Below are 24,245 nucleotides of genomic sequence, written 5' to 3' on the forward strand. Positions count from 1 at the left end.
AGGTTTCACATCGCTGGTGGACCATACCCACCAGCGACAGGGTGATGCGGATCGTTTCGCGCTATCAATAAAGAGGCGATTAGCTCTCAAGCAAGCGCTGCAGCAGCGTGCCATTGAGCATAGCGCGTTTGACCAGCGCGAAGGCGCCAATCGCTGAGCGATGGTCGAGGGTAGAACGCACCACCGGCAGGTTCTTGCGAAACGCTTTCAGCGCCTGGGCGTTAATGCAGCCTTCGATGGCCGGAAGAAGGACCTTTTCAGCTTCCACTATTTCGCCGGCGACAACGATTTTTTGTGGGTTGAACAGGTTAATCGCGATGGCGATCGTTTTCCCGAGGTGACGCCCCACGTACTCAATCACCTCGCAGGCCAGGGCATCGCCCTTGTTGGCCGCTTTGCAGATAGTTTTGATCGTGCAGTCATCCGGCGTCAGACGGCTCTGGTAGCCCTGCTCAAGCAGGTGGCGAACCCGCTGTTCGATGGCGGCATTGGCCGCGACGGTCTCCAGACAGCCGAAGTTGCCGCAGTGGCAGCGCTCGCCCAGCGGATCGACCTGAATGTGGCCAATTTCGCCGACGTTGCCGTTCCGGCCAATAAAAATGCGCCCGTTAGAGATGATGCCCGCGCCGGTACCGCGGTGCACGCGCACCAGGATGGAGTCTTCGCAGTCCTGACTTGCACCGAAATAGTGCTCGGCCAGCGCCAGGCTGCGGATGTCGTGCCCGACATAGCAGGTGACGTTGAAGCGTTTTTCCAGCGCCCCGACCAGGCCCCAGTTTTCCACCGCAATATGCGGCATATAGCGGATCACGCCGCTTTCCGGGTCGACGAGGCCTGGCAGGATCACCGAGATGGCGATCAGCTCGCGAATTTTGCGCTGACAGTTTTCGATAAAGGTGGCGATGATATTCAGCAGGGCGTGTTCCAGCGTTTCCTGGGTGCGCTCGGGCAGGGGAAAATGTTCCTCTTCCAGGGTCTTGCTGCTTAAATCATACAGGGTCAGAGTGGCGTCATAGCGGCCAAGCCGCACGCCGATGGCGTTGAAGTTGCGGGTTTCAGCGATGATAGAGATAGCGCGGCGGCCTCCGGTGGAGGCCTGCTGATCGACTTCTTTGATCAGGCCGCGCTCAATAAGCTGACGCGTGATTTTGGTCACGCTGGCAGGGGCAAGCTGGCTTTGTTCGGCTATCTGAATGCGCGAGATAGGCCCATGCTGGTCAATCAGGCGGTACACGGCCGCGCTGTTCAGTTGTTTTACGAGGTCAACGTTACCAATTTGAGCTTGTCCGCCTGCTGTCATACTTTTACTTACTCAGTGACGACCTCGTTACCATTAACGATGGTCTTGGTGATTTTATAATCGCGTGTAAAGGCGGTCAGGTTAGCGACCATGCCCGGCGCAATGCTGCCGAGCTGCTTGTCCACACCGATAGCGCGCGCGGGATAGAGCGTCGCCATCCGCAATACTTCGTCCAGTGCCACGCCGCAATGCTCCACCAGATTACGCACCCCTTCAATCATGGTCAGGGAGGAGCCGCTGAGCGTGCCGTTTTCATCTACGCACAGTCCATTGCGGTAGTATATTGTTTTCCCGGCAAAAATGAACTGGTCAATATTCGCCCCCGCCGGCGCGGTGGCGTCGGTGACCAGGCACAGTTTGTCGCCTTTCAGGCGCTTGGCGTTACGTACGTTGGCATAATCGACATGCATCCCGTCGACAATAATACCGCAGTAGACATCCGGCTCGTCAAAAATCGCCCCGGCCAGACCCGGTTCGCGTCCGGTAATGTACGGCATCGCGTTATACAGGTGAGTGGCGAAGGTAATGCCGGCGCGGAAGCCGACTTTCGCCTCTTTCAGCGTGGCGTTGGAGTGGCCGGCGGAGACGACGATCCCGGCGGCAACCAGCTTGCGGATCACTTCCGGCTCAACGCGCTCAGGGGCGAGGGTCACCTTGGTGATCACATCGGCGTTATCGCACAGGAAATCGACCAGCGCGGCGTCCGGTTTACGCACGTAGTCCGGGTTGTGGGTGCCTTTCTTGACGATATTCAGCCACGGTCCTTCAAGATGCAGACCCAGCGCCTGATTCGGGTGTTTTTGCAGGTATTCGCGCATGACGCGGATACCTTGCTTCATCAGATCGTCACTGGAGGTAATCAGCGTCGGCAGGAAGCTGGTGCAGCCTGAACGTTCGTTCGCCTTCTGCATGATCTCCAGCGTTTCAACGGTGACCGCCTCTGGGCTGTCGTTAAACTGCACGCCGCCGCAGCCATTGAGCTGAACGTCGATAAAACCGGGGGCAATTATTGCGCCGTTGACCGAGCGCTGCTCCATGTCAGACGGCAAATCCGCCAGCGGACAGAGACGTTCGATTAGGCCATCGGCGATAACAACCGCATGGTCATCGAGAATTTCATGACCGGTATAAACCCGGCCCTGGGTTAATGCATACATTACGACCCCCGGTATATACGCCCCATCAGGTCAGCGATCGTTCGTTTGCCGCCGGCATGATGATGCATACAAAGAAAAAGAGGGTCCCGCGCAAGTGGCGGGACACGACTACATTACAGACCTTTAATATTTTCAGCTTCTAATTCGTTGAAATATTTCAGGGTTTTCACTTTCAGCTCCATGGTGGACGGCTCGTCGCAGACAATCACCGCCTTCGGATGCAGCTGCAGGCAGGTAATGGTCCACATATGGTTGACGTTACCTTCTACCGCCGCCTGCAGCGCCAGCGCTTTCTGATGACCCAGCACCAGAATCATCACTTCTTCTGCATCCAGCAGGGTGCCTACGCCCACGGTCAACGCGTATTTCGGCACCAGATCCACATCACCATCGAAGAAGCGGGAGTTCGCCACACGGGTGTCATGGGTCAGGGTCTTAATACGGGTGCGGGACGCCAGAGAAGAGGCCGGTTCGTTGAACGCGATGTGACCATCGTTGCCTACACCGCCCATGAACAGGTGGATTTTACCGTAGGAACGAATTTTTTCTTCATAGCGACGGCATTCCGCATCGATATCCGGCGCGTTACCATTCAGCAGGTTGATATTTTCTGCCGGAATATCAACGTGGTCAAAGAAATTACGGTGCATGAAGCTATGATAGCTTTCCGGATGCTCTTTTGGCAGGCCGACATATTCGTCCATATTAAAGGTGACGACGTGTTTGAAGCTAACCTGGCCTGCTTTATGCATTTCAACCAGCGCTTTGTAGGCGGTCAGAGGAGTGCCACCGGTTGGCAGACCCAGCACGAACGGGCGGTCCGCAGTCGGTTTGAATGCATTAATACGGTTAACGATGTGGCGGGCAGCCCATTTACCGACCTGCTCAGCGGTTACCAGGGGGATCAGTCTCATTCTTCACCTCTATAGTTAAAGTAGATTCTGGCGGATTGGCGCCAGCACTCTGAGGAGAGTATTGCAGCAACTGCGCCGACCGGGGTCAATCCGTGTTGATTTTTTGAATGATAAAATAAGTTTTCGATGTTAGCCAGTGAAAGGGAGGGGTGAATACGATATTTGGTGATAAAAGTCACAAAAAATACCCGTTTAATTTGCGATACGAATTAATTTTTCACACACTTTGCCGGTAAGTGATAAAACCGACCTTGTTACACAATAAAAAAGTGGCTTAGAAAATGAGCCTCATCGGGGTCTCATAGGGGGAATAAGATGAATATTTTAGGTTTCTTTCAGCGACTGGGTAGGGCGTTGCAACTCCCTATCGCAGTGCTGCCGGTCGCGGCATTACTGCTGCGTTTCGGGCAACCAGACCTGTTGAATGTACCCTTCATCGCGCAAGCGGGTGGGGCAATCTTTGACAATCTGGCGCTGATCTTCGCGATTGGTGTGGCATCAAGCTGGTCCAAGGATAACGCCGGTTCTGCGGCGCTGGCCGGTGCAGTAGGTTATTTCGTGATGACCAAAGCGATGGTCACCATCAACCCGGAAATTAACATGGGCGTACTGGCCGGTATCATTACCGGTCTGGTGGCAGGGGCGGTGTACAACCGCTGGGCCGGCATTAAGCTGCCGGATTTCCTGAGCTTCTTCGGCGGCAAACGCTTCGTGCCGATCGCCACCGGCTTCTTCTGTCTGATCCTCGCCGCACTCTTCGGTTACGTCTGGCCGCCGGTACAGCACGCTATCCACGCGGGTGGCGAATGGATCGTCTCCGCTGGTGCGCTGGGTTCCGGTATCTTTGGCTTCATCAACCGTCTGCTGATCCCAACCGGTCTGCATCAGGTGCTGAACACCATCGCCTGGTTCCAGATTGGTGAGTTCACTAACGCCGCAGGCGCTGTGTTCCACGGCGACATCAACCGCTTCTACGCCGGCGACGGCACCGCGGGGATGTTCATGTCCGGCTTCTTCCCGATCATGATGTTTGGTCTGCCGGGTGCGGCGCTGGCGATGTATCTGGCGGCGCCGAAAGCGCGTCGTCCGATGGTCGGCGGTATGCTGCTGTCTGTTGCCATCACTGCGTTCCTGACCGGGGTAACCGAGCCGCTGGAATTCCTGTTCATGTTCCTGGCTCCGCTGCTGTACCTCCTGCACGCGGTGCTGACCGGTATCAGCCTGTTCATCGCAACAGCGCTGGGGATCCACGCAGGCTTCTCCTTCTCCGCGGGTGCAATCGACTACGTGTTGATGTACAGCCTGCCGGCCGCCAGCAAAAACGTCTGGATGCTGCTGGTGATGGGCGTGGTGTTCTTCTTTGTCTACTTCCTGCTGTTCAGCGCGGTTATCCGCATGTTCAACCTGAAAACGCCGGGTCGTGAAGACAAAGCCGACGACGTCGTCACTGAAGAAGCCAACAGCAACACCGAAGAGGGGCTGACCCAGCTGGCGACCAGCTATATCGCTGCGGTGGGCGGCACTGACAACCTGAAAGCGATTGACGCCTGTATCACCCGTCTGCGTCTGACCGTGGGCGATTCGGCGAAAGTGAACGACGCCGCCTGTAAACGTCTCGGCGCATCCGGGGTGGTGAAACTGAATAAGCAAACCATCCAGGTTATCGTCGGTGCGAAAGCAGAGTCTATCGGCGATGAGATGAAAAAAGTGGTTACCCGTGGCCCGGTAGCGGCAGCGGCAGCCGCACCGGCTGGCAATGTCGCCACCGCAGCGCCAGCGGCTAAACCGCAGGCGGTAGCGAACGCGAAGACCGTTGAGTCGCTGGTTTCACCGATTACCGGTGACGTAGTGGCCCTCGAGCAGGTGCCGGACGAAGCCTTCGCCAGCAAAGCCGTCGGCGACGGTATCGCGGTGAAACCGACCAGCAATATCGTGGTGGCCCCGGCCGCTGGTACCGTGGTGAAAATCTTCAACACTAACCATGCGTTCTGCCTCGAAACCAACAACGGTGCGGAAATTGTCGTCCACATGGGTATCGACACCGTGGCGCTGGAAGGCAAGGGCTTCAAACGTCTGGTTGAAGAGGGCACGGACGTGAAGGCCGGTGAGCCGATTCTGGAAATGGATCTGGACTTCCTCAACGCCAACGCGCGCTCGATGATCAGTCCGGTAGTCTGCAGCAACAGCGATGACTACAGCGCGCTGGTGATACTGGCGAGCGGTAAGGTTGTTGCCGGCCAGACGCCGCTGTATGAGATTAAAGGCAAGTAAGGCTCCTGAGTCGAGTTTATGCCTCAGCGGCGAAGGGAAACCTTCGCCGCTTTTTTTTCCAGCAATCGGCCCCATAATCCTCTTCTGATACCCATTTTACGTAACTAATAGTTGTCACTACGTCCTGCTTGTAAGATCATGTGCCGTTATACGTTGTTTACGCTTTGAGGAACCCGTGATGAGTGAGGCAGAAGCCCGCCCGACTAACTTTATCCGTCAGATCATTGATGAAGATCTGGCTACCGGTAAACATACCACCGTTCACACCCGCTTCCCGCCGGAGCCGAACGGTTATCTGCACATTGGCCATGCGAAATCCATCTGCCTGAACTTCGGCATCGCGCAGGATTATCAGGGCCAATGCAACCTGCGTTTCGATGACACCAACCCGGTGAAAGAAGATATCGAATACGTTGAGTCGATTAAAAACGACGTGCAGTGGTTAGGTTTCCACTGGTCCGGGGACGTTTGCTACTCGTCTGATTACTTTGATCAGCTGCATCAGTATGCGGTTGAGCTGATCAACAAAGGTCTGGCCTATGTTGATGAACTTTCTCCTGATGAAATTCGCAAATACCGCGGCACCCTGAAAGCGCCGGGTAAAAACAGCCCGTATCGCGACCGCAGCGTGGAAGAAAACCTGGCGCTGTTCGAAAAAATGCGCAGCGGCGGCTTCGAAGAGGGCAAAGCCTGCCTGCGTGCGAAGATCGATATGGCGTCGCCGTTCATCGTGATGCGCGACCCGGTGCTGTACCGCATTAAGTTCGCTGAGCATCATCAGACCGGCAACAAGTGGTGCATCTACCCGATGTATGACTTCACCCACTGCATCAGCGATGCGCTGGAAGGCATCACCCACTCGCTGTGTACCCTGGAATTCCAGGACAACCGCCGCCTGTACGACTGGGTGCTCGACAACATCAGCATTCCGGTTCACCCGCGTCAGTATGAATTCTCGCGTCTGAATCTCGAATACACCGTGATGTCCAAGCGTAAGCTGAACCAGCTGGTGACCGAGAAGCACGTGGAAGGCTGGGATGACCCGCGTATGCCGACTATCTCGGGTCTGCGTCGTCGCGGCTACACCGCTGAATCCATCCGCGAGTTCTGCAAGCGCATCGGCGTGACCAAGCAGGACAACACCATCGAGATGGCGTCGCTGGAGTCCTGCATTCGTGAAGATCTGAATGAAAACGCCCCGCGCGCGATGGCGGTGATCGATCCGGTGAAACTGGTTATCGAGAACTATCCGCAGGGCGAAAGCGAAATGGTGGCGATGCCGAACCATCCGAACAAGCCGGAAATGGGCAGCCGCGAAGTGCCGTTCAGCGCCGAAATCTGGATCGATCGCGCTGACTTCCGCGAAGAAGCCAACAAACAGTACAAGCGTCTGGTGCTGGGTAAAGAAGTGCGTCTGCGCAATGCCTACGTGATCAAAGCGGAACGCGTGGAGAAAGATGCCGAAGGCAATATCACCACTATTTTCTGCACCTACGATGCCGATACCCTGAGTAAAGATCCGGCCGACGGTCGCAAGGTCAAAGGCGTGATCCACTGGGTGAGTGCGGCGCATGCGCTGCCGGTGGAGATCCGTCTTTACGATCGCCTGTTCAGCGTACCGAACCCGGGTGCGGAGGAAGATTTCCTCGCGGTGATCAATCCGCAATCACTGGTGATCAAACAGGGATATGCGGAGCCGAGCCTGGCGCAGGCCGAAGCAGGCAAAGCTTACCAGTTTGAACGTGAAGGTTACTTCTGCCTCGACAGTCGCTATGCAACCGCAACCAGTCTGGTGTTCAACCGCACTGTCGGGCTGCGTGATACCTGGGCGAAAGTCGGCGAATAAATTTCCCTTCCTGTAAAAGCGCCGCACCTTGCGGCGCTTTTTTTGTTTCAGAATCAGCTAATTAAACTTTTTATTTTCGCGATGCGAATTAATCCTGTTACTGCACGGTAATAAATAGCGCTTCTGATGTTTCCCGTCACATACAAAAAACCAATGTAATCGCTTTCAATTCTCGCTTTTTTCCCTGATTTTGCAATGACTTCCATAACAAAATCATCAGAGATAAGACTGTAACAAAAAGACATAAATTATGTGCGCTTTGTCATAATCTTAAGCTTTGCCTCACGAAAAACATTGATAATTCGCGTCACGAAAAATAGTCTATCTACAGTGGTTTCGCGGCCTTTTTCACCGCCCCACATTTTGCAGTTTTATTTATTTTTTTAGCGAATGACCGTTGGTCTTCGCCTTTTAAAACGTCAAAGAGGATATGCACATGCGTACGTTTAGTGGCAAACGTAGTACGCTGGCGCTGGCTATTGCCGCCGTCACCGCGATGTCGGGCTGGGTTGTGATTCCGCAGGCCAGTGCAGCAGGATTTATCGATGATTCAACCTTAACCGGCGGTATCTATTACTGGCAGCGTGAGCGTGACCGTAAAGATGTGACCGACGGCGACAAATATAAAACCAACCTTTCCCACTCCACCTGGAACGCCAACCTGGACTTCCAGTCCGGCTATGCCGCCGATATGTTTGGCCTTGATATTGCTGCATTTACCGCGATTGAAATGGCTGAGAACGGCGATAGTGGCCACCCGAACGAAATCGCTTTCTCGTCGCGCAACAAAGCCTATGACGAAGATTACTCTGGCGATAAGAGCGGCATCAGCCTGTATAAGGCCGCTGCAAAATTCAAATACGGTCCGACGTGGGCGCGCGCGGGCTATATCCAGCCAACCGGCCAGACCCTTCTGGCGCCGCACTGGAGCTTTATGCCAGGTACCTATCAGGGGGCGGAAGCCGGGGCTAACTTCGACTACGGTACTGCGGGCGCATTAAGTTTCTCCTATATGTGGACGAACGAGTATAAAGCGCCATGGCATATCGAGATGGACGACTTCTATCAGAACGACAAGAAAACCAAAGTCGATTATCTCCACTCCGTCGGTGCCAAATATGATTTCAAAAATGACCTGGTGCTGGAAGCGGCATTTGGTCAGGCACAAGGCTATATCGATCAGTATTTTGCAAAAGCCAGCTACAAATTTGACGTCGCCGGCGCGCCGTTGAGCACCAGCTACCAGTTCTATGGTACCCGCGATAAGGTCAGCAACGGCGGCATCAACGATATCTATGACGGCACCGCATGGCTGCAGGCACTGACCTTTGGCTATAAAGTGGCGGATGTGCTGGACCTGCGTCTGGAAGGTACCTGGGTGAAGGCCGAAGGCCAGCAGGGCTACTTCCTGCAGCGTATGACCCCAACCTACGCCTCTTCCAACGGCCGTCTTGATATCTGGTGGGATAACCGCTCCGACTTCAACGCCAATGACGAAAAAGCGGTCTTCTTCGGCGCGATGTATGACATGAAAAACTGGGACATGCCGGGCTGGGCGTTTGGCGCGTCTTATGTGTACGCCTGGGATGCGAAGCCGGGGAGAATGTCCTCACCGGATGCGTACTACGATCCGAACTATCGCCTGAAAGAGTCAGCTTACAGCCTGGATGCACTGTATACCGTGCAGGAAGGCCGGGCGAAGGGCACCCTGTTCAAACTGCACTTTACCCAGTACGACAACCATTCCGATATTCCGAGCTGGAGCGGCGGCTACGGCAACATCTTCCAGGATGAGCGCGACGTGAAGTTCATGGTTATCGCCCCGTTCACTATTTTCTGATGCCTGCGCGGCGGGCGTGAGCCTGCCGCACCTCTGGGAGAACGACAATGAAAAAAATGCTGCTTATTGCCATGATGGCATCGGGTTTGGTGGCCTGCGCCACGTCACCAGCGCCAAAAGAAGACACCAAACTCAAAGATGCCTATAGCGCCTGTATTAATACGGCGGAAGGGAATCCGGACAAGATTGAAGCCTGTCAGAGCGTACTGAATGTGCTGAAAGAGGATAAACAGCACCAGCAGTTTGCCAACCAGGAGAGCGTTCGCGTGCTGGATTACCAGCAGTGTATTCAGGCCACTCGTACTGGCAACGATCAGGCGGTGAAAGCGCGCTGCGACCAGATCTGGAAAGAGATCCGCAGCAATAATAATACCCCCCATTAAGTCAGACGGCTGTGGCAAACGGGCGGAGCGCATCTCCGCCCGTTTGTTTTTTTAGCGTTGACTCTCCGCCGGTTGATAGCCGCGGCTCAGGCGTACAAACAGTAGCGCGGTGGCAACGAATCCGCACAGCGCAGCGCACATCAGCCACCAGCCCGGTGAACTTTTATCACCGGTAAGCTCGACCAGGGCGGTAGAGATAGCCGGCGTCAGGCCGCCAAAAATGGCAGTAGCGAGACTAAAGGCCAGAGAGAAGCCCACGGTGCGGACGTACACCGGCATCACTTCGGTGAGCGCCGCCACCATCGCGCCGTTATACATGCCAAAGAAGAACGAGAACCACAGCAGGACCAGCGTCATACGGGTGAAATCGGGCGCGGCGGTGAGCCAGTGCATCACCGGCCAGGTGGTGAGCAGCGCCAGCAGCGTAATGCCCATCAGCACCGGGCGACGACCGATCCGGTCAGAGATCGCCCCACCAATCGGTAACCAGATAAAATTAGAGATGCCCACCAGCATGGTCACCAGCAGGCTATCGCGAGCGCTGAGGTTCAGCACTGCTCTGCCGTAGGTCGGCGTATAGACGGTGATAAAATAAAAGGTGGTGGTGGTCATCGCCACCAGTAACGTCCCCGCGGTAATAATGCGCCAGTTCCTGGCGATGGTGGTCAGGATCTCTTTGGTATCCGGGCGATGTTTACGCTGCAGGAACTCTTCTGTCTCCTGCAGCGAGCGGCGCAGCACGAAAATCAGCGGAATGATCAGACAGCCAATGAAGAAGGGAATGCGCCAGCCCCAGTCAGCGATCTCCTCATGCTCCAGCGTGGCGTTCAGCGCATAGCCAATCAGCGCCGCCATGACGATAGCCACCTGCTGGCTGGCGGACTGCCAGCTGGTATAGAACCCTTTATTGCCCGGTGTGGCGATTTCCGACAGATAGACCGACACCCCGCCAAGCTCGACGCCCGCGGAGAACCCCTGCAGCAAGCGGCCCACTAACACCAGGATCGGCGCCAGCACGCCGATGGTCTGGTAGCCAGGGACCAGGGCTATCAGAAGCGTCCCGCAGCCCATGATCGCCAGGGTGACCATCAGCCCTTTGCGGCGCCCGATTCTGTCGATATAGGCGCCGAGGACCACCGCGCCGATGGGGCGCATCAGGAAGCCCGAACCAAATACCGCAAAGGTCAGCATCAGCGCCGCAAAGTCGCTCTCCGCCGGAAAGAAGGTGCGGGCGATATAGGTGGCATAAAAGCCAAACAGGAAAAAGTCGAACTGTTCAAGAAAATTACCGCTGGTCACGCGGAGGATAGCGCCGACGGTGCCGGCGCGCGTGGGTTGTTGCGTCATAGGGTGTGCTCTCCATTGTCTTTATCTTGTTGTTATTGGGTTCAGAGGAAGTGGGTCAGTCGCCGGCGACGCCCACCTGTTTTCCGCGCCGCTTCTCAATCGCCCACTTGAGTAACGCCGCACAGCGGTAAAATCCGTGGGCAAATTTTCCGTAGGGAAGGGTTAAAAACAGCGCCATCACCACCCCGAGATGAACAGCGAGCAGGATGCCCATCCACGAAGTATCTCGTACCGCCAGCAGGGCCAGTCCGGTGAAACTGGTCAGCAGCAGCAGCAGGATAAAGCCGCGATCCATCGGTTTTTGTTGCGCATCGCCGTGCAGTGGCGACCGGCGCAGGTTCAGCCATAGCAGGCCAGCCGGGCCGACCAGCAGGCCGATGCCGCCGAGGGTCCCCAGCAGCACCGGGACGCTGAAGAACGGGTAGGGGGCTTCCAGGCCGGCGAAATAGTGATAGCCGGTGGCCACCACGGTGGCGGCGAAGCAGAGCATAAAGCCGTAGAAGGTGAAGTGGTGGAAACGGCGGCGCATCAGCGTGAAGGCGTCATCGGCTTCGTTGCAGCCTTTGCCGTGCCCGCCATCGAGATATTTCAGCGTCAACGCATCCTGTGAGGCCTTTGCGATATCAACAGGCTGCGGCTGGCCCGGGGAGATCTCGCGCCAGAAGCGGATCACCCCGGTCATCAGTAAGCCAATCGCCAGCACGAAGACCGAACCAAACATCCACGCCAGCAGGTTATGCGGGAATATCTGATAGAAATCGCCGGCCAGAGGAGAGTGAAGCAGCGAGCCTTTAAGCCCCATCGCCAGCAGCAGAAAGAAAATCAGTCCGCCGACCAGCGCCAGCACGGTGGTCACGCCAGCCCGGCGGTACAGGCTGCCAAAGGCGGCGGGCTGGGCGTAATGCTGATAGGTCTCGAGCCGAACTTCGGCCATCGCCTTTGGCACGTTAATCGCGAATTCGTGCGGCGGCGCGTACTGACAGGCGTGCAGGCAGGCGCCGCAGTTATGACACAGGTTAGCCAGATAGTTAATATCCGCTTTGCCAAAGGCCAGGCGCTGGGTCATCGCCGGAAATACGGCACAAAACCCTTCGCAGTAGCGGCAGGCGTTACACACCTGCATCACCCTTTCCACTTCCGCCTCCGGCTCGGTGATGATCTGCGCCTCAATGATCAGCTTCTCAAGCGACTTCATGGTGTTTCTCCTGCTGTGCCGCCCGGGCGGCTTGCTGGCCGGCGATGCGGCCGAAGGTCGTGCCGATCGACATCCCGACGCCGGCGGTGTAGCCCTTGCCCAGCACGTTGCCGGCCATCATTTCCCCGGCGACAAACAGATTACGGCTGGGTTTGCCGGCGAAGTGGACGGCGGCGGTTTTGTCGACGTAGAGCCCGAGGTAGGTGAAGGTGATCCCCGGACGGAGGGCGTAGCCGTAGTAAGGCGGCGTATCGAGGGGCCGCGCCCAGTGGGTCTTTGGCGGCGTCAGGCCTGCCGTCGCGCAGTTATCCAGGCGGGTATGATCGAACTGGCCCGGCGCGCAGGCGGCATTATATTCGGCGATGGTTTGCGTTAAGCGTTCGCTGTCCAGGCCGAGCTGGCGGGCCAGCTCGGGAAGGGTGTTGGCCTGAGCGCCGGGAAAGACGGGCGGCATAAAGTGGCCGATGGCTTTGCTGTCGATGATCGAGTAGCCGATCTGTCCGGGCTGGTGGGCGACCAGCCGGCCCCAGATGGCATAGCGTTTGGGCCAGAAATCTTCCCCTTCATCGTAAAAGCGGTCGGCATCGCGGTTGACCACCACCCCCAGCGACACGCAGTCGACGCGGGTGCAGATCCCGCCATCGTAGAGCGGCGCCCGGGCGTCAATGGCGACGCAGTGGGACTGCGAGGGATCGCCGATGATATCTGCCCCGGCGTCGATCATAAACTTGAGCAGCCCCCCCTGGTTGAAGCGGGTGCCGCGGATGAGGAAGTTATCGGCGGGCCATTCACCGCGGTCATTTTGCCCCCAGGCCTCGCGCAGCCACTCGCGGTTGGATTCAAATCCGCCGGCGGCGAGGACGCAGCTTTTTGCAACAATCCGTTCCTCGCCCGCCAGCGCGGCGACAAATTCGCCGTTGCGCAGCTCGAGAGCCTGCACCGGCGTGTTGTAGCGGATCTGCACCCCCATCTGCTCCGCGCTGCGGTAATAGGCATTGACCAGCGCTTTGCCACCACCCATAAAAAAGGCGTTGGTGCGGGCCACGTGCAGGGCGCCGGAGAGCGGTGGCTGAAAGTTCACGCCGTGCTGGCGCATCCAGTCCCGGCATTGTGACGAGGTGCGGATCACCAGTCGGGCCAGCGCTTCGTTGGTGTTACCCTCGGTGACGCGCAGCAGATCTTGCCAGTACTCTTCTTCCGGGTAGCTGTCGACCAGCACGTCCTGCGGCGCATCGTGCATACAGCGCAGGTTACGCGTGTGCTGCGAGTTGCCGCCGCGCCACTCCCGCGGCGCCGCCTCCAGCAGCAGCACCGAGGCGCCAGCTTCCCGGGCGGTTAAGGCGGCGCATAGCGCGGCATTGCCGCCGCCAATCACCAGTACATCCACCATTATCGGCTCCCTTACAATTTAATTAATTGTTAAATTTGTAATGGAAATGTAGGTGGTAACGGCAGTGGGGCGCTATGGTGTAGTGCTAAAGAGGGGTTTAGTGAGCGTAAAGGGTAGCGCCTGGCCAGCGGTCAGACTCCACCAGCTGACGCATGACTTTGCTGAGTATCACTCGAGCCGCAAGGCCTGCCGGAGTGAGTTCATCATCGGACAGACTGACCAGAAAGTTGGGGCGACTGAGTACCGGATTAACGACGTCGATCACCCTTAGCGCCTGATGATCGAGATGGGAAATGGCGGCCCCGGGCTGCAGGGTGGCCCCCAGTCCGCTGCGCACGGCCTGCATCAGCAGAGCCAGACCGTCAATGTCCGCCACCACCTCAACGCTGAGATTGTGTTGCTGGCAAACCGCCTCCAGCCTGCCGCGCAGGCCGTGGCCCTGGCTTGGCATAATCAACGGCAGGGAGGTGAGCTGGTCAGGAGAGATGTGGTCCTCCTGCAGGGGGGCCAACAGCGTATGGGTGCCAATCAGGAACAGGCGCTCTTCCAGCACCGGTCTGGCGCTCCAGCGCAGGATCTTTTCCTGCTGGAAAACGATAGCTAAATCGAGCTGGCGGGTGTTAATCATCCGCTCCAGATTACCGGAGAGGCTTTCCACCAGATGCAGGCGCACGTCGGGATAGCTTTCGCGCATCGCATTGATGAACGGGACGCCGAGAACGGAGGCGGTGCTGGGGGCCATGCCGACGCTAACGTGGCCTGACAGGCGCGCCTCGCGGGCGGCGAGGATGGCATCATCGGCATGGCGCAGCGCCAGCTGTGCCTGCGAGTAGAAAGCGAGACCCGCGCTGGTGGGCGTGACCCCGCGGGAGGTCCGCTGCAGCAGGCGAATGGCCAGTTCGTTTTCCAGGCGCGCGATCTGCTGGCTGAGCGCCGAGACGCCGATATTGAGATCGAGCGCGGCGCGCCCCATGCTGCCGGTTTCAACAATGCGCACAAAATAGCGTAGCTGGCGAAGTTCCATATCAACTCTCCGGACAAAACGGGGACGCGGGAAGGTCACCTTTGGGATGAGAGCGAGAAGGGCGGCAGAGGCGCCCATAAAAAAGCCAACCGGCAGGTTGGCTTTTCAGTCTCAGCGAAGCGGGAAATTATTTTTCCACCGCGTCGTGGGCGTGTTCGTCCTCGCGGCAATCACCTTCCGCACAGTGACCATACAGATACAGACTGTGGTTGGTCAGGCGGATGCCGTGGCGGGAGGCAATTTCACGCTGGCGCAATTCGATCGAGTCATCGCTGAATTCGATCACTTTGCCGCAGTCGAGGCAAATCAGGTGATCGTGGTGATGCTGCTGGGTCAGTTCGAAAACGGATTTACCGCCTTCAAAATTATGACGAGTCACGATACCGGCATCATCAAACTGGTTGAGTACGCGGTAAACAGTCGCCAGACCGATCTCCTCGCCCATGTCGATCAGGCGTTTATATAAGTCTTCCGCACTGACATGATGGTTATACGGTTCCTGCAGCACTTCAAGGATTTTCAGTCGAGGAAGTGTGACTTTCAGGCCAGCCTTCTTTAATGCGGTATTGTTGTCAGTCATGCGGAATCTGTCCTGTTGCTAAACGATCTACTTCCTTCAACGGAAGTCATACAGAAATTAACCCGACGTAATGCGTCTCATTATAGAACTGCCACTGGTAAATGAAAACTGCAAGCATCAGGCCTGGTTTGCTGTCAAAAACGAGGCACCAGCTACAAACTGCGTCACGTGCCTCGTAGAATCAGAGGACATTGTACAGATATGTGATTAAAAGTTAAAAACTTGTAGCTATTAGTTTGATTGCTTTTGTCTATTAATGCGACGCAACTCAATGATTGCGCCGCTTAATCATCAGGCGTTTTTGATTTCTTCGAGGTGCAGCTCTTCGGCAACCTGCTTCACCCATTTCTCAACGCGCTCGTTGGTCAGCTCCGGCTGGCGGTCTTCATCGATGGCGAGGCCGACGAAGTGGTCGTCATCCGCCAGGCCTTTGGAGGCCTCAAAATGATACCCGGCTGTCGGCCAGTGACCGACGATGGTCGCGCCGCGCGGCTCAATGATGTCGCGGATGGTGCCCAGCGCGTCGCAGAAGTATTCTGCGTAGTCTTCCTGGTCGCCACAGCCGAACAGCGCCACCAGTTTACCATTGAAGTCGATCTCTTCCAGCGTCGGGAAGAAGTCGTCCCAGTCACACTGCGCTTCCCCGTAGTACCAGGTGGGGATACCGAGCAGCAGAATGTCATGGGCTTCCAGGTCTTCTTTGCTGCTTTTGGCAATGTCGTGAACATCAGCAACATCTTTACCAAGCTGCTTTTGAATCATTTTTGCAATATTTTCGGTGTTGCCGGTGTCGCTGCCAAAAAAGATGCCGATGATTGCCATGAGTAAAATAACCTCTTGAAACTTAAATGATGTGGTAGGGACGCGATGCCCATAGATAACGGCAATCATAGCAGAACAGGCAAGGGCGCGGAAACAGCAATCACGCCCGACTGCACACTCTGCTACACGAATGCGGATTTTTCGCGGAAAGTTAGACTTTTCCCTGGCTGTGCAGGGCGCGCAATTGGGTCATCAGCATCTCTTCAATGAGATCGCTGCGGCTCATATTACGCGCTTCCGCCAGTTCATTGAGCGCATCGACCGCGTCGGCGTTGAGTTTTAACTCGACGCGCTTCAGCCCGCGAACCTTATCGCGTTTCAGCTGGTTACGTTTGTTGATGCGCAGTTGTTCATCGCGCGACAGCGGATTGGTTTTCGGTCTTCCCGGGCGACGCTCGTTTGCGAACAAATCTAATGTCGTACGGTCCGTTTGTTCTTTTGCCATGATTCTGAGTGACTTCGGGGAAACAAGCAGCCGGGCTCTAGCCGGCGCAGATAGCGCGCCATCATACATCAGGCGAACGGCTGCGCCAACGACCGCGGGCATTCTGCGGCGCGGTCGGGCATATTTTAGCCAATCAGGCGGCGATGCTCGTCAGATAGCGGCGGATGGCGCGTAACACCGCTTCGGGTTTCTCGGCATGCACCCAGTGTCCGGCGCCAGCGATGACGTGCGCCCGGGCCTGCGGGAACTGCGCCAGCAGCGCGTCGCGGTAGGCGTCGGTCACATAGGGCGAGTTGCCGCCGGGAATAAACTGCGTCGGATGCGGCCAGGCTGGAATAGTTTCCCAGCCGACAATATGCGGGTACTGGTCCCACAGCACCGGCACGTTAAAGCGCCATTCGCCGTCGACAAAAGATTTCAGCAGAAACTGAATCACGCCTTCTTCCCGCAGATGCTCGCGCATCACCTGCGCCGCCTGCTGGCGGCTGCTGGCGGGGGATTCGCTGACGGCGCGGATAGCGGTGAAGATCTCGTCATGGCGGCGCACATGATAATCCACCGGCGCGATATCGATCGCCACCAGTCCGCTGATGCGTTCCGGCGCCAGGGCGGTCAACGCCATCACCGCTTTCCCGCCCATCGAATGGCCGATAAAGGTGGCGCGCTCGATCTGGTGCGCGTCGAGCGTATCGAGCAGATCCTGCGCCATCGCGGGGTAGGTCATCTCTGGCGATCGCGGCGACAAACCGTGGTTGCGCATATCGACCTGCACAATATCGTGGTCGGCGATCAGGTCGCGGGCGAGGATGCCCAGGTTGTCCAGGCTGCCAAACAGACCGTGGACCAGCACGATCGGGGAGTGGTTGTGCGGATTCTGTGCAGATTGCGCTCGGCTATTTAATTTCATGGCAAAGTTCTTTTTTTCGCTCCGTCGGGTTAGGGTATTATGTTGGACATTCTGCCATCCGGCTGCAAGACCCAGAAGTTTTCTGAGTTTTACCGCCATCCTGGTTTGACGCTATCCGCGGTTGGGATTTGTACTTATAATCCCAACGATTTGTATTCAGAAAAGATATCGCACTGGATTAAGATGAAAACAATTGAAGTTGATGATGAACTCTATCGCTATATTGCCAGCCACACTCTGCATATCGGCGAGAGCGCATCCGACATTTTACGGCGCATGCTGAAATTTTCCGCCGTTTCCCAACCGGCTACACCGGTCAGCAAAGCCGCGCCGGCACTGGCGCCAGCGCCTGCCGTGGAGGTGAAACCCGCTAACCCGGCGAAAGATAAAGTCCGCGCCATGCGCGAGCTGCTTTTATCTGATGAATACGCCGAGCAGAAGCGCGCGGTGAACCGTTTTATGCTGGTGTTGACGACCCTCTATTCCCTGGACAATAAAGCATTTGCCGAGGCGACCGAGTCTCTGCATGGCCGCACGCGCGTCTACTTCGCAGAAGATGCGCGTACGCTGCTGAAAAGCGGTAATCAGACCAAACCAAAACAGGTTCCTGGTACACCGTGGTGGGTTATCACTAATACCAATACCGGCCGTAAATGCAGCATGATTGAGCACATCATGCAGTCGATGCAGTTCCCTGCGGAGCTAATCGAAAAGGTTTGCGGCACGATCTAGCTTTTTAACATTTGCACCAGAAGGATCAGGCAATGGCAATCGATAAACGTGCGGGGCAGCCTGCGCAACAGAGTGATTTGATTAACGTCGCCCAACTGACTGCTCAGTACTACGTGCTGAAGCCTGAAGTCGGTAATGCGGAGCATGCGGTAAAATTCGGCACCTCTGGCCATCGCGGTAGCGCGGCGCGCCACAACTTCAACGAACCGCATATCCTGGCCATCGCCCAGGCCATTGCGGAAGATCGTGCGAAGAACGGGATCACCGGTCCGTGCTATGTCGGCAAAGATACCCACGCTCTCTCCGAGCCGGCGTTTATTTCGGTGCTGGAAGTGTTAACCGCCAACGGCGTTGACGTGATCGTGCAGGAAAACAACGGCTTCACTCCGACGCCGGCGGTCTCCAATGCGATTCTGGTGCATAACAAGAAAGGCGGTCCGCTGGCAGACGGCATTGTGATCACCCCGTCCCACAACCCGCCGGAAGATGGTGGTATTAAGTACAACCCGCCAAACGGCGGCCCGGCTGATACCAACGTCACCAAAGTGGTGGAAAACCGCGCCAACGAACTGCTGGCCGCGGGCCTGCAGGGCGTGAAACGCATTTCTCTGGACGCGGCGCTGGCTTCTGGTCACGTTAAAGAACAGGATCTGGTGCAGCCGTTCATTGAGGGGCTGGCGGATATCGTCGACATGGCGGCGATCCAGAAAGCGGGCCTGACGCTGGGCGTCGATCCGCTGGGCGGGTCTGGTATCGAATACTGGAAACGCATTGGCGAACACTACAAGCTCAATCTGACCATTGTGAACGATCAGGTTGACCAGACTTTCCGCTTTATGCACCTCGATAAAGACGGCGCCATCCGTATGGACTGCTCCTCAGAGTGTGCGATGGCGGGCCTGCTGGCGCTGCGCGATAAGTTCGATCTGGCGTTTGCTAACGATCCGGATTACGACCGCCACGGGATTGTCACCCCAGCCGGGCTGATGAACCCGAACCACTACCTGGCGGTAGCGATCAACTACCTGTTCCAGCATCGTCCGCAGTGGGGCAAAGAGGTGGCGGTGGGTAAAACGCTGGTCTCCTCCGCGATGATTGACCGCGTGGTGAACGATCTGGGCCGCAAGCTGGTGGAAGTGCCGGTGGGCTTTAAATGGTTTGTAGACGGCCTGTTTGACGGCAGCTTCGGCTTCGGCGGCGAAGAGAGCGCCGGGGCTTCCTTCCTGCGCTTCGACGGCACGCCGTGGTCCACCGATAAAGACGGCATCATCATGTGCCTGCTGGCGGCGGAAATCACCGCGGTGACCGGGAAAAACCCGCAGGAGCATTATAACGAACTGGCTGAACGCTTCGGTGCGCCGAGCTATAACCGTTTGCAGGCTTCCGCAACCTCCGCGCAGAAAGCGGCGCTGTCCAAGCTCTCTCCGGAAATGGTCAGCGCTGACACGCTGGCGGGCGATCCAATTACTGCCCGTCTGACCGCGGCGCCGGGCAACGGGGCGGCGATTGGCGGCCTGAAGGTGATGACCGACAACGGCTGGTTCGCGGCGCGTCCGTCAGGCACCGAAGACGCCTACAAGATCTACTGCGAAAGCTTCCTCGGCGAAGAACATCGCAAGCTGATTGAAAAAGAAGCGGTAGAGATTGTGAGTGAAGTGCTGAAGAACGCGTAACGCAGCCAAACATCAGGCCCCTTGCGGGCCTGATTTTTTTCGCAAGGATAGCGATGAAAATACAACGGAAGACCCTGTTTTTATTCTGGGCGTGGATGGATCTCTTTTTCGTCCTGCAATTCTTATGGTGGAATATTGCCCACCGCCGCCTCCCTTTTTACGACGATCTGCTGGCTTATCTCCAGCTATTGCACACCTGGGGCTCCGCGGCGGTCTGGCTGTACCCGCTGAATGTTCTGCTGATTATCAGCATCCCGCTGTCGATGATCCTCTTTTTTCGCCAGAGCCGCTATGCGCTGTGGCTGGCCTGGGGGCAGGCGCCGCTCAGGCTGGTGTTTATGCAACCTTCGCTGTCACTGGGTCTGTGGCTGATTCAGGCTGCCGGCATCAGGCATGTAGCGATCCTGGCAGGTTTTCTGCTGCTCTCTGAAGGGCTGAAACTCGCCAGCCTCTGGTACTGCAGAGGCGGGATTCACGGCATAAAGCGATAGCCAATGCCGGTTTCGGTCAGCAGATGCTGCGGCCGTGCCGGATCGGCCTCCAGCTTTTGTCGCAGATGACCCATATAGATCCGCAGATAGTGGCTGTGCTCCACGGCGTTAGGCCCCCACACCTGATTCAGCAGCTGACGCTGGGTCAGTACTTTACCGGGATTATTCAACAACGCCGCCAGCAGGCGAAACTCGATGGGCGTCAGGTGGATCTCTTCGCTGCCGCGCAGGATGCGGCGGGCGGGGATATTGACCTCCAGGTCGGCGAAGCGCACCACTGGCTCATCGTCCTGCGCCGCGCCGTGGCGACGCAGCGCAACGCGCAGGCGGGCCTGCAACTCGCCGATGCCAAAGGGTTTACTTAAGTAGTCATCAGCGCCGGCATCCAGGGCGGCAATTTTGTCATGCTCTTCGCTACGCGCTGACAGGACGATAATCGGCATCTGGCTCCACTGGCGCAGGTCGCGAATAAAATCAATGCCGTCACCATCCGGCAGGCCCAGATCGAGGATCACGAGGTCGGGCTTACGAGTGGCGGCTTCAATCAGCCCACGCTGCAGGGTTTCTGCTTCAAATACGCGCATGCCGTCGGCTTCCAGCGCGGTGCGCAGAAAGCGACGGATAGCGTGTTCGTCTTCGATAATCAGAACGTTAATCACAATTCCTCAGGTAGCTCTTCCAGTTCAGGGGGCGCTTCTCTCGGCAGTGTAACACGGAAAGAGGCACCTCCCTCGGGCCGGTTGCTGGCGGAGATGGTCCCGCCGTGGACGTCGACGATGGCCTGACAGATGGCAAGGCCCAGCCCGACGCCAGGGATCGCCGACTCTTTGTTGCCGCGGGCGAATTTATCAAAGATAGCCTGTTCCTGGCCCGTCGGGATCCCCGGACCATTATCCCATACTTCCAGCGACAGCTGCCTGGCGTCCGCCTCGGCGCGGATGCCGATGTCTGCCCGGGCGCCGGCATACTTATGGGCATTTTCCAGCAGGTTGATCAGCACCCGCTCGAACAGCGGCCCATCGACATGCACCAGTTGGAGGGGATCGGGTAAATCCAGCTGAATGTGCTGGCCGCCGAGACTCGGTTCGAGCATGCGCAGCGCGCTGCCGACCACTTCCTCCAGCGTCAGCCACTCCTTATGCAGATTAAAGCCGCCGGACTGGATCCGCGCCATATCCAGCAGGTTGTTCACCAGTCGCGTGGTGTTGAGTACATGCTGGCGAATTTCGTTGGCCTGCGGAGCATGTTTTGAACCTTCGCTGGCCAGATCGAGAGTCAGGATTTCCGCCTGGCCAAACAGCACGGTCAGCGGAGTACGCAGATCGTGCGACAGGGCAGCGAGCAGCGAGTTACGCAGGCTTTCGCGCTCGCTGGTCAGCCGGGCCTGCTCTTCGCTGGCGGTCAGAGTGAGGCGCTCCAGGGCGCTGGCCACCAGCAGGGTGAAGGTCTCCAGCAGCCGCTGCTGTTCCGGGATCATCAGCTGGCGCAGATTCTCCGGTTCCACCACTAAGAGCCCCCAGGTTCGGACGGCGCTCTTCAGGGGTAAAATCTGGTACGGCACGCCGGGCAGGGTATCGGTGCCGGCGCCGGCAGGTTGGCCCTTATCAAAGCTCCAGCGGGCGATGGCATCATCCCACGGGGTCAGCCCTGGCTGGTGGGTTAAGGGCAGCAGTTTTCCCTGGGCGTCCGGCAGCAGCAACTGGCTGCGGGCCTGAAAGGTGGAGGCGATAAACCGCTCGCTGGTGATGGCGATATCCAGCGGGCTGCGACCTACCGCCAGCGCTTTAGACATCTCATACAGGTGACGGGTACGGCGTTCACGGTAGCGCGCCACCCGTGCCTGGTAGCGCACGCCGGCGGTAAGGTTACCGATAAGCAGGCCCACGGTGAGCATCACGCCGAAAGTGAGCAGATACTGGACATCTGACACCGCCAGCGTCCCGCGCGGGGCGACAAAAAAGAGATCGAAGCTGATAACGTTGATCACCGTCGCCAGCACCGACGGCCAGCGGCCATAGACCAGGGCGATGATCACCACCCCCAGCAGATAGAGCATTACCAGGTTGGCGGCTTCGAAGGCCATCAACCACTGCATGGCCACCAGGGTAATGATGGCGCATAGCGCTACCGCCACCGCGCAGCCCTGCAGCTGCAGACGCCACTTTTCCAGCGCCGTACGGCTGTCGTTGGCCCGGGCAGGGAGGGGGGACGGTTTTTCATCGAGGGCGATCACCACCAGATCGAGGTCCGGCGCATGGCGAGCCAGACGGTCGGCGAAGCCGCTGCGATCCCACCAGCGGCGTTTGCGCTGGCGGCCAATGACGATTTTGCCGAGGTTATGCTCGCGGGCGTAATGGAGGACCGCTTTCTCTTCCGACGGGTCGGAGAGGGTGGCGGTTTCGGCCCCCAGCTCCTGGGCCAGACGCAGCGCGGCGAGGATAGCCCGTCGCCGGGCTTCCGGCAGGCGGTGCAGGGAAGGGGTCTCGACATACACCGCATGCCAGACGCTGCCCAGGCGGGCGGCGAGCCGGGCGGCGGCGCGCACCAGCTTTTCGCTGCCGGTGTTGTGCCCGATACAGAGCAGGATCGCATCGCGGGTATGCCAGACTTTCTCCTGACCCTGGCGGTCGCGCCAGGCGCGCATCTGTTCATCGACGCGGTCGGCGGTGCGGCGGAGGGCCAGTTCACGCAGCGCGATCAGGTTTCCTTTGCGGAAAAAGTTTTCGATGGCGCGCTCGGCCTGGCCGCCGATATAGACTTTGCCCTCATTGAGCCGCTGGCGCAGATCGTCAGGGGGGAGGTCCACCAGCACCACGTCGTCTGCGGCGTCAAAGAAGGGATCGGGGACGGTCTCCCGCACCTGAACGCCGGTGATCCCGCTGACGACGTCATTCAGGCTTTCCAGATGCTGGACGTTGACGGTGGTAAAGACATCAATCCCGGCATCCAGCAGTTCATCCACATCCTGCCAGCGCTTCGGATGGCGGGACCCGGGTGCATTGCTGTGCGCCAGCTCATCCACCAGAATCAGCGCCGGACGGCGGGCGAGGGCGGCGTCGAGATCGAACTCATAGACGTACCGCCCACGATGAGCGAGCCGCCGCGGCGGCAGAGTGCTCAGGCCCTGCAGCATCGCAGCGGTCTCTTTTCGGCCGTGGGTCTCCGCCACGCCAATCAGAATATCCAGCCCCTGGGCGCGCAGCCGCTGCGCTTCCGCCAGCATCGCCCAGGTTTTCCCCACTCCGGCGCAGGCGCCGAAGAACACTTTCAGTTTGCCGCGATGCGGGGCGGCGGTGTGCTGTAGCAGGCGGTCAGGGTCCGGGCGCAGCGGCTCGTCACTCATTTACTTATCCTTCAGGGCATCCAGCGCCATATTGAGTTGCAGTATATTCACCACCGGCTGACCAAGGAAGCTCAGCAGCGGGGTTTGTGTGGCCTGGTTCACCAGCAGGGTGACCTGCTCAACGCTCAGCTGGCGCGCTTTAGCCACCCGGGGCACCTGCCACAGTGCGGCGGCCGGGGTCAGGTTGTTATCGAGACCGCTCGCTGAGGTGGTGACCAGCTCGACCGGTACCCGCGGGTCGGCGTCCGGGTTAGCGGCGCGCAGAGCCTGTACGCGCTCGCTCACTGCTTTATCCAGCGCCGGGTTGCTGGCGGCGAGGTTGCTGCCACCCGAGGCCATCGGATTATCCGCCGTCTCAGCGGTGGCCGACGGGCGGCTCTGGAAATAGCCAACTGCGCTAAAGTTCTGGCCAATCAGTCCGGAGCCGCGCACCTCACCGTTCAGGCGGATCAGCGAGCCGTTGGCCTGTGAGTTAAACCACCATTGTCCCAGACTGGTGGTGAGCAGAGGATAGACGCCGCCAGTGAGCAGCGTTAACAGAATAAATAGCACAAGTGCTGGACGAATCAATGACATAGTTTTTTC

Annotated in this window: 22 protein-coding genes; 7 read left to right on the forward strand and 15 right to left on the reverse strand. The window is 57.9% G+C overall.

Annotation, left to right across the window (positions count from 1 at the left end; all coding sequences use genetic code 11):
• Positions 1–79: 79 nt before the first annotated feature.
• From nagC to nagB, 3 genes are all read right to left on the reverse strand, one after another.
• Positions 80–1,300: a DNA-binding transcriptional regulator NagC gene (gene nagC, locus CWM58_RS17810; RefSeq protein WP_008805654.1), complete on the reverse strand. Its 1,221-nt coding sequence runs from the start codon at positions 1,298–1,300 to the stop codon at positions 80–82.
• 8 nt (positions 1,301–1,308) lie between these two features.
• On the reverse strand, positions 1,309–2,457 hold the full coding sequence (gene nagA, locus CWM58_RS17815) for an N-acetylglucosamine-6-phosphate deacetylase (protein WP_012542447.1): 1,149 nt from the start codon (positions 2,455–2,457) through the stop codon (positions 1,309–1,311).
• Positions 2,458–2,570: 113 nt separating this feature from the next.
• On the reverse strand, positions 2,571–3,371 hold the full coding sequence (nagB, locus tag CWM58_RS17820; RefSeq protein ID WP_012542446.1) for a glucosamine-6-phosphate deaminase: 801 nt from the start codon (positions 3,369–3,371) through the stop codon (positions 2,571–2,573).
• A gap of 315 nt (positions 3,372–3,686) precedes the next feature.
• Between nagB and nagE the strand changes: the two genes are divergently transcribed.
• Together nagE and glnS are read left to right on the forward strand one after the other, a co-directional pair.
• Positions 3,687–5,642, forward strand: coding sequence for a PTS N-acetyl glucosamine transporter subunit IIABC (gene nagE / locus CWM58_RS17830; protein WP_100681465.1), 1,956 nt, complete (start codon positions 3,687–3,689; stop codon positions 5,640–5,642).
• 178 nt (positions 5,643–5,820) lie between these two features.
• Complete coding sequence (gene glnS, locus CWM58_RS17835; protein ID WP_100681466.1) at positions 5,821–7,488, forward strand: glutamine--tRNA ligase; 1,668 nt, start codon at positions 5,821–5,823, stop codon at positions 7,486–7,488.
• Between the two features lie 53 nt (positions 7,489–7,541).
• On the opposite strand, the gene CWM58_RS29570 is transcribed toward glnS, so the two are convergent.
• Positions 7,542–7,694: a hypothetical protein gene (locus tag CWM58_RS29570; RefSeq protein ID WP_413773491.1), complete on the reverse strand. Its 153-nt coding sequence runs from the start codon at positions 7,692–7,694 to the stop codon at positions 7,542–7,544.
• Between the two features lie 230 nt (positions 7,695–7,924).
• On the opposite strand from CWM58_RS29570, the gene chiP reads away from it, so the two are divergent.
• Together chiP and chiQ are read left to right on the forward strand one after the other, a co-directional pair.
• Complete coding sequence (chiP, locus tag CWM58_RS17845) at positions 7,925–9,328, forward strand: chitoporin ChiP (RefSeq protein ID WP_061155334.1); 1,404 nt, start codon at positions 7,925–7,927, stop codon at positions 9,326–9,328.
• Between the two features lie 47 nt (positions 9,329–9,375).
• Positions 9,376–9,711 carry a ChiQ/YbfN family lipoprotein gene (gene chiQ / locus CWM58_RS17850; RefSeq protein WP_061156400.1) on the forward strand — a complete coding sequence of 112 codons (336 nt, stop codon included), beginning with the start codon at positions 9,376–9,378 and terminating at the stop codon, positions 9,709–9,711.
• 51 nt (positions 9,712–9,762) lie between these two features.
• Here chiQ and CWM58_RS17855 read toward each other — a convergent pair whose 3' ends face one another.
• From CWM58_RS17855 to ybfF, 8 genes are all read right to left on the reverse strand, one after another.
• Complete coding sequence (locus CWM58_RS17855; RefSeq protein WP_100681467.1) at positions 9,763–11,058, reverse strand: MFS transporter; 1,296 nt, start codon at positions 11,056–11,058, stop codon at positions 9,763–9,765.
• A 55-nt stretch (positions 11,059–11,113) separates the two neighbouring features.
• Positions 11,114–12,253 carry a tricarballylate utilization 4Fe-4S protein TcuB gene (tcuB, locus tag CWM58_RS17860; protein ID WP_100681468.1) on the reverse strand — a complete coding sequence of 380 codons (1,140 nt, stop codon included), beginning with the start codon at positions 12,251–12,253 and terminating at the stop codon, positions 11,114–11,116.
• Positions 12,240–13,643, reverse strand: coding sequence for an FAD-dependent tricarballylate dehydrogenase TcuA (tcuA, locus tag CWM58_RS17865; RefSeq protein ID WP_100681469.1), 1,404 nt, complete (start codon positions 13,641–13,643; stop codon positions 12,240–12,242). Before tcuA ends, tcuB begins: the two co-directional genes overlap by 14 nt.
• 97 nt (positions 13,644–13,740) lie before the next feature.
• Complete coding sequence (tcuR, locus tag CWM58_RS17870) at positions 13,741–14,667, reverse strand: tricarballylate utilization LysR family transcriptional regulator TcuR (protein WP_100675904.1); 927 nt, start codon at positions 14,665–14,667, stop codon at positions 13,741–13,743.
• Between the two features lie 127 nt (positions 14,668–14,794).
• Positions 14,795–15,247: a ferric iron uptake transcriptional regulator gene (gene fur / locus CWM58_RS17875; protein WP_100681470.1), complete on the reverse strand. Its 453-nt coding sequence runs from the start codon at positions 15,245–15,247 to the stop codon at positions 14,795–14,797.
• A 291-nt stretch (positions 15,248–15,538) separates the two neighbouring features.
• A complete protein-coding gene (gene fldA / locus CWM58_RS17880; RefSeq protein WP_002894765.1) occupies positions 15,539–16,069 on the reverse strand; it encodes a flavodoxin FldA in 531 nt (176 codons plus the stop codon).
• 151 nt (positions 16,070–16,220) lie between these two features.
• Positions 16,221–16,514: a LexA regulated protein gene (gene ybfE, locus CWM58_RS17885; protein ID WP_012542441.1), complete on the reverse strand. Its 294-nt coding sequence runs from the start codon at positions 16,512–16,514 to the stop codon at positions 16,221–16,223.
• Positions 16,515–16,647: 133 nt separating this feature from the next.
• Entirely contained in the window at positions 16,648–17,421 is a 774-nt protein-coding gene (gene ybfF, locus CWM58_RS17890; RefSeq protein ID WP_074386524.1) for an esterase, read from the reverse strand.
• A gap of 183 nt (positions 17,422–17,604) precedes the next feature.
• Here ybfF and seqA point away from each other — a divergent pair, with 183 nt between their 5' ends.
• The 3 genes from seqA to CWM58_RS17905 are packed head-to-tail and all read left to right on the forward strand — an operon-like array spanning position 17,605 to position 20,317.
• A complete protein-coding gene (gene seqA, locus CWM58_RS17895; RefSeq protein WP_012542439.1) occupies positions 17,605–18,153 on the forward strand; it encodes a replication initiation negative regulator SeqA in 549 nt (182 codons plus the stop codon).
• Positions 18,154–18,185: 32 nt separating this feature from the next.
• Positions 18,186–19,826, forward strand: a complete 1,641-nt coding sequence (gene pgm / locus CWM58_RS17900; RefSeq protein WP_002894773.1) for a phosphoglucomutase (alpha-D-glucose-1,6-bisphosphate-dependent) — start codon at positions 18,186–18,188, stop codon at positions 19,824–19,826.
• A 53-nt stretch (positions 19,827–19,879) separates the two neighbouring features.
• The gene (locus CWM58_RS17905) at positions 19,880–20,317 is read left to right on the forward strand and encodes an arginine:ornithine antiporter (RefSeq protein WP_100681471.1); all 438 of its coding nucleotides are present in this window, start codon (positions 19,880–19,882) and stop codon (positions 20,315–20,317) included.
• Here the strand turns inward: CWM58_RS17905 and kdpE are convergent.
• From kdpE to kdpC, 3 genes are read right to left on the reverse strand one after another with little or no spacing between them, the layout of a single operon-like run.
• Positions 20,299–20,976 carry a two-component system response regulator KdpE gene (kdpE, locus tag CWM58_RS17910; protein WP_061155327.1) on the reverse strand — a complete coding sequence of 226 codons (678 nt, stop codon included), beginning with the start codon at positions 20,974–20,976 and terminating at the stop codon, positions 20,299–20,301. The genes CWM58_RS17905 and kdpE overlap by 19 nt on opposite strands.
• Positions 20,973–23,660, reverse strand: a complete 2,688-nt coding sequence (gene kdpD / locus CWM58_RS17915) for a two-component system sensor histidine kinase KdpD (protein WP_074386521.1) — start codon at positions 23,658–23,660, stop codon at positions 20,973–20,975. Before kdpD ends, kdpE begins: the two co-directional genes overlap by 4 nt.
• A complete protein-coding gene (gene kdpC / locus CWM58_RS17920) occupies positions 23,661–24,236 on the reverse strand; it encodes a potassium-transporting ATPase subunit KdpC (protein WP_100681472.1) in 576 nt (191 codons plus the stop codon).
• Between the last annotated feature and the right edge of the window lie 9 nt (positions 24,237–24,245).

The sequence above is a fragment of the Klebsiella sp. H-Nf2 genome (assembly GCF_002806645.1).
GTDB classification, from domain to species: domain Bacteria; phylum Pseudomonadota; class Gammaproteobacteria; order Enterobacterales; family Enterobacteriaceae; genus Klebsiella; species Klebsiella variicola.

Bases quoted from the DNA above. Each gene is read 5' to 3' on its own strand.
- nagC (WP_008805654.1), bottom strand. From the start codon at position 1,300: ATGACAGCAGGCGGACAAGCTCAAATTGGTAACGTTGACCTCGTAAAA.
- nagA (WP_012542447.1), bottom strand. From the start codon at position 2,457: ATGTATGCATTAACCCAGGGCCGGGTTTATACCGGTCATGAAATTCTC.
- nagB (WP_012542446.1), bottom strand. From the start codon at position 3,371: ATGAGACTGATCCCCCTGGTAACCGCTGAGCAGGTCGGTAAATGGGCT.
- nagE (WP_100681465.1), top strand. From the start codon at position 3,687: ATGAATATTTTAGGTTTCTTTCAGCGACTGGGTAGGGCGTTGCAACTC.
- glnS (WP_100681466.1), top strand. From the start codon at position 5,821: ATGAGTGAGGCAGAAGCCCGCCCGACTAACTTTATCCGTCAGATCATT.
- CWM58_RS29570 (WP_413773491.1), bottom strand. From the start codon at position 7,694: ATGGAAGTCATTGCAAAATCAGGGAAAAAAGCGAGAATTGAAAGCGAT.
- chiP (WP_061155334.1), top strand. From the start codon at position 7,925: ATGCGTACGTTTAGTGGCAAACGTAGTACGCTGGCGCTGGCTATTGCC.
- chiQ (WP_061156400.1), top strand. From the start codon at position 9,376: ATGAAAAAAATGCTGCTTATTGCCATGATGGCATCGGGTTTGGTGGCC.
- CWM58_RS17855 (WP_100681467.1), bottom strand. From the start codon at position 11,058: ATGACGCAACAACCCACGCGCGCCGGCACCGTCGGCGCTATCCTCCGC.
- tcuB (WP_100681468.1), bottom strand. From the start codon at position 12,253: ATGAAGTCGCTTGAGAAGCTGATCATTGAGGCGCAGATCATCACCGAG.
- tcuA (WP_100681469.1), bottom strand. From the start codon at position 13,643: ATGGTGGATGTACTGGTGATTGGCGGCGGCAATGCCGCGCTATGCGCC.
- tcuR (WP_100675904.1), bottom strand. From the start codon at position 14,667: ATGGAACTTCGCCAGCTACGCTATTTTGTGCGCATTGTTGAAACCGGC.
- fur (WP_100681470.1), bottom strand. From the start codon at position 15,247: ATGACTGACAACAATACCGCATTAAAGAAGGCTGGCCTGAAAGTCACA.
- fldA (WP_002894765.1), bottom strand. From the start codon at position 16,069: ATGGCAATCATCGGCATCTTTTTTGGCAGCGACACCGGCAACACCGAA.
- ybfE (WP_012542441.1), bottom strand. From the start codon at position 16,514: ATGGCAAAAGAACAAACGGACCGTACGACATTAGATTTGTTCGCAAAC.
- ybfF (WP_074386524.1), bottom strand. From the start codon at position 17,421: ATGAAATTAAATAGCCGAGCGCAATCTGCACAGAATCCGCACAACCAC.
- seqA (WP_012542439.1), top strand. From the start codon at position 17,605: ATGAAAACAATTGAAGTTGATGATGAACTCTATCGCTATATTGCCAGC.
- pgm (WP_002894773.1), top strand. From the start codon at position 18,186: ATGGCAATCGATAAACGTGCGGGGCAGCCTGCGCAACAGAGTGATTTG.
- CWM58_RS17905 (WP_100681471.1), top strand. From the start codon at position 19,880: ATGAAAATACAACGGAAGACCCTGTTTTTATTCTGGGCGTGGATGGAT.
- kdpD (WP_074386521.1), bottom strand. From the start codon at position 23,660: ATGAGTGACGAGCCGCTGCGCCCGGACCCTGACCGCCTGCTACAGCAC.
- kdpC (WP_100681472.1), bottom strand. From the start codon at position 24,236: ATGTCATTGATTCGTCCAGCACTTGTGCTATTTATTCTGTTAACGCTG.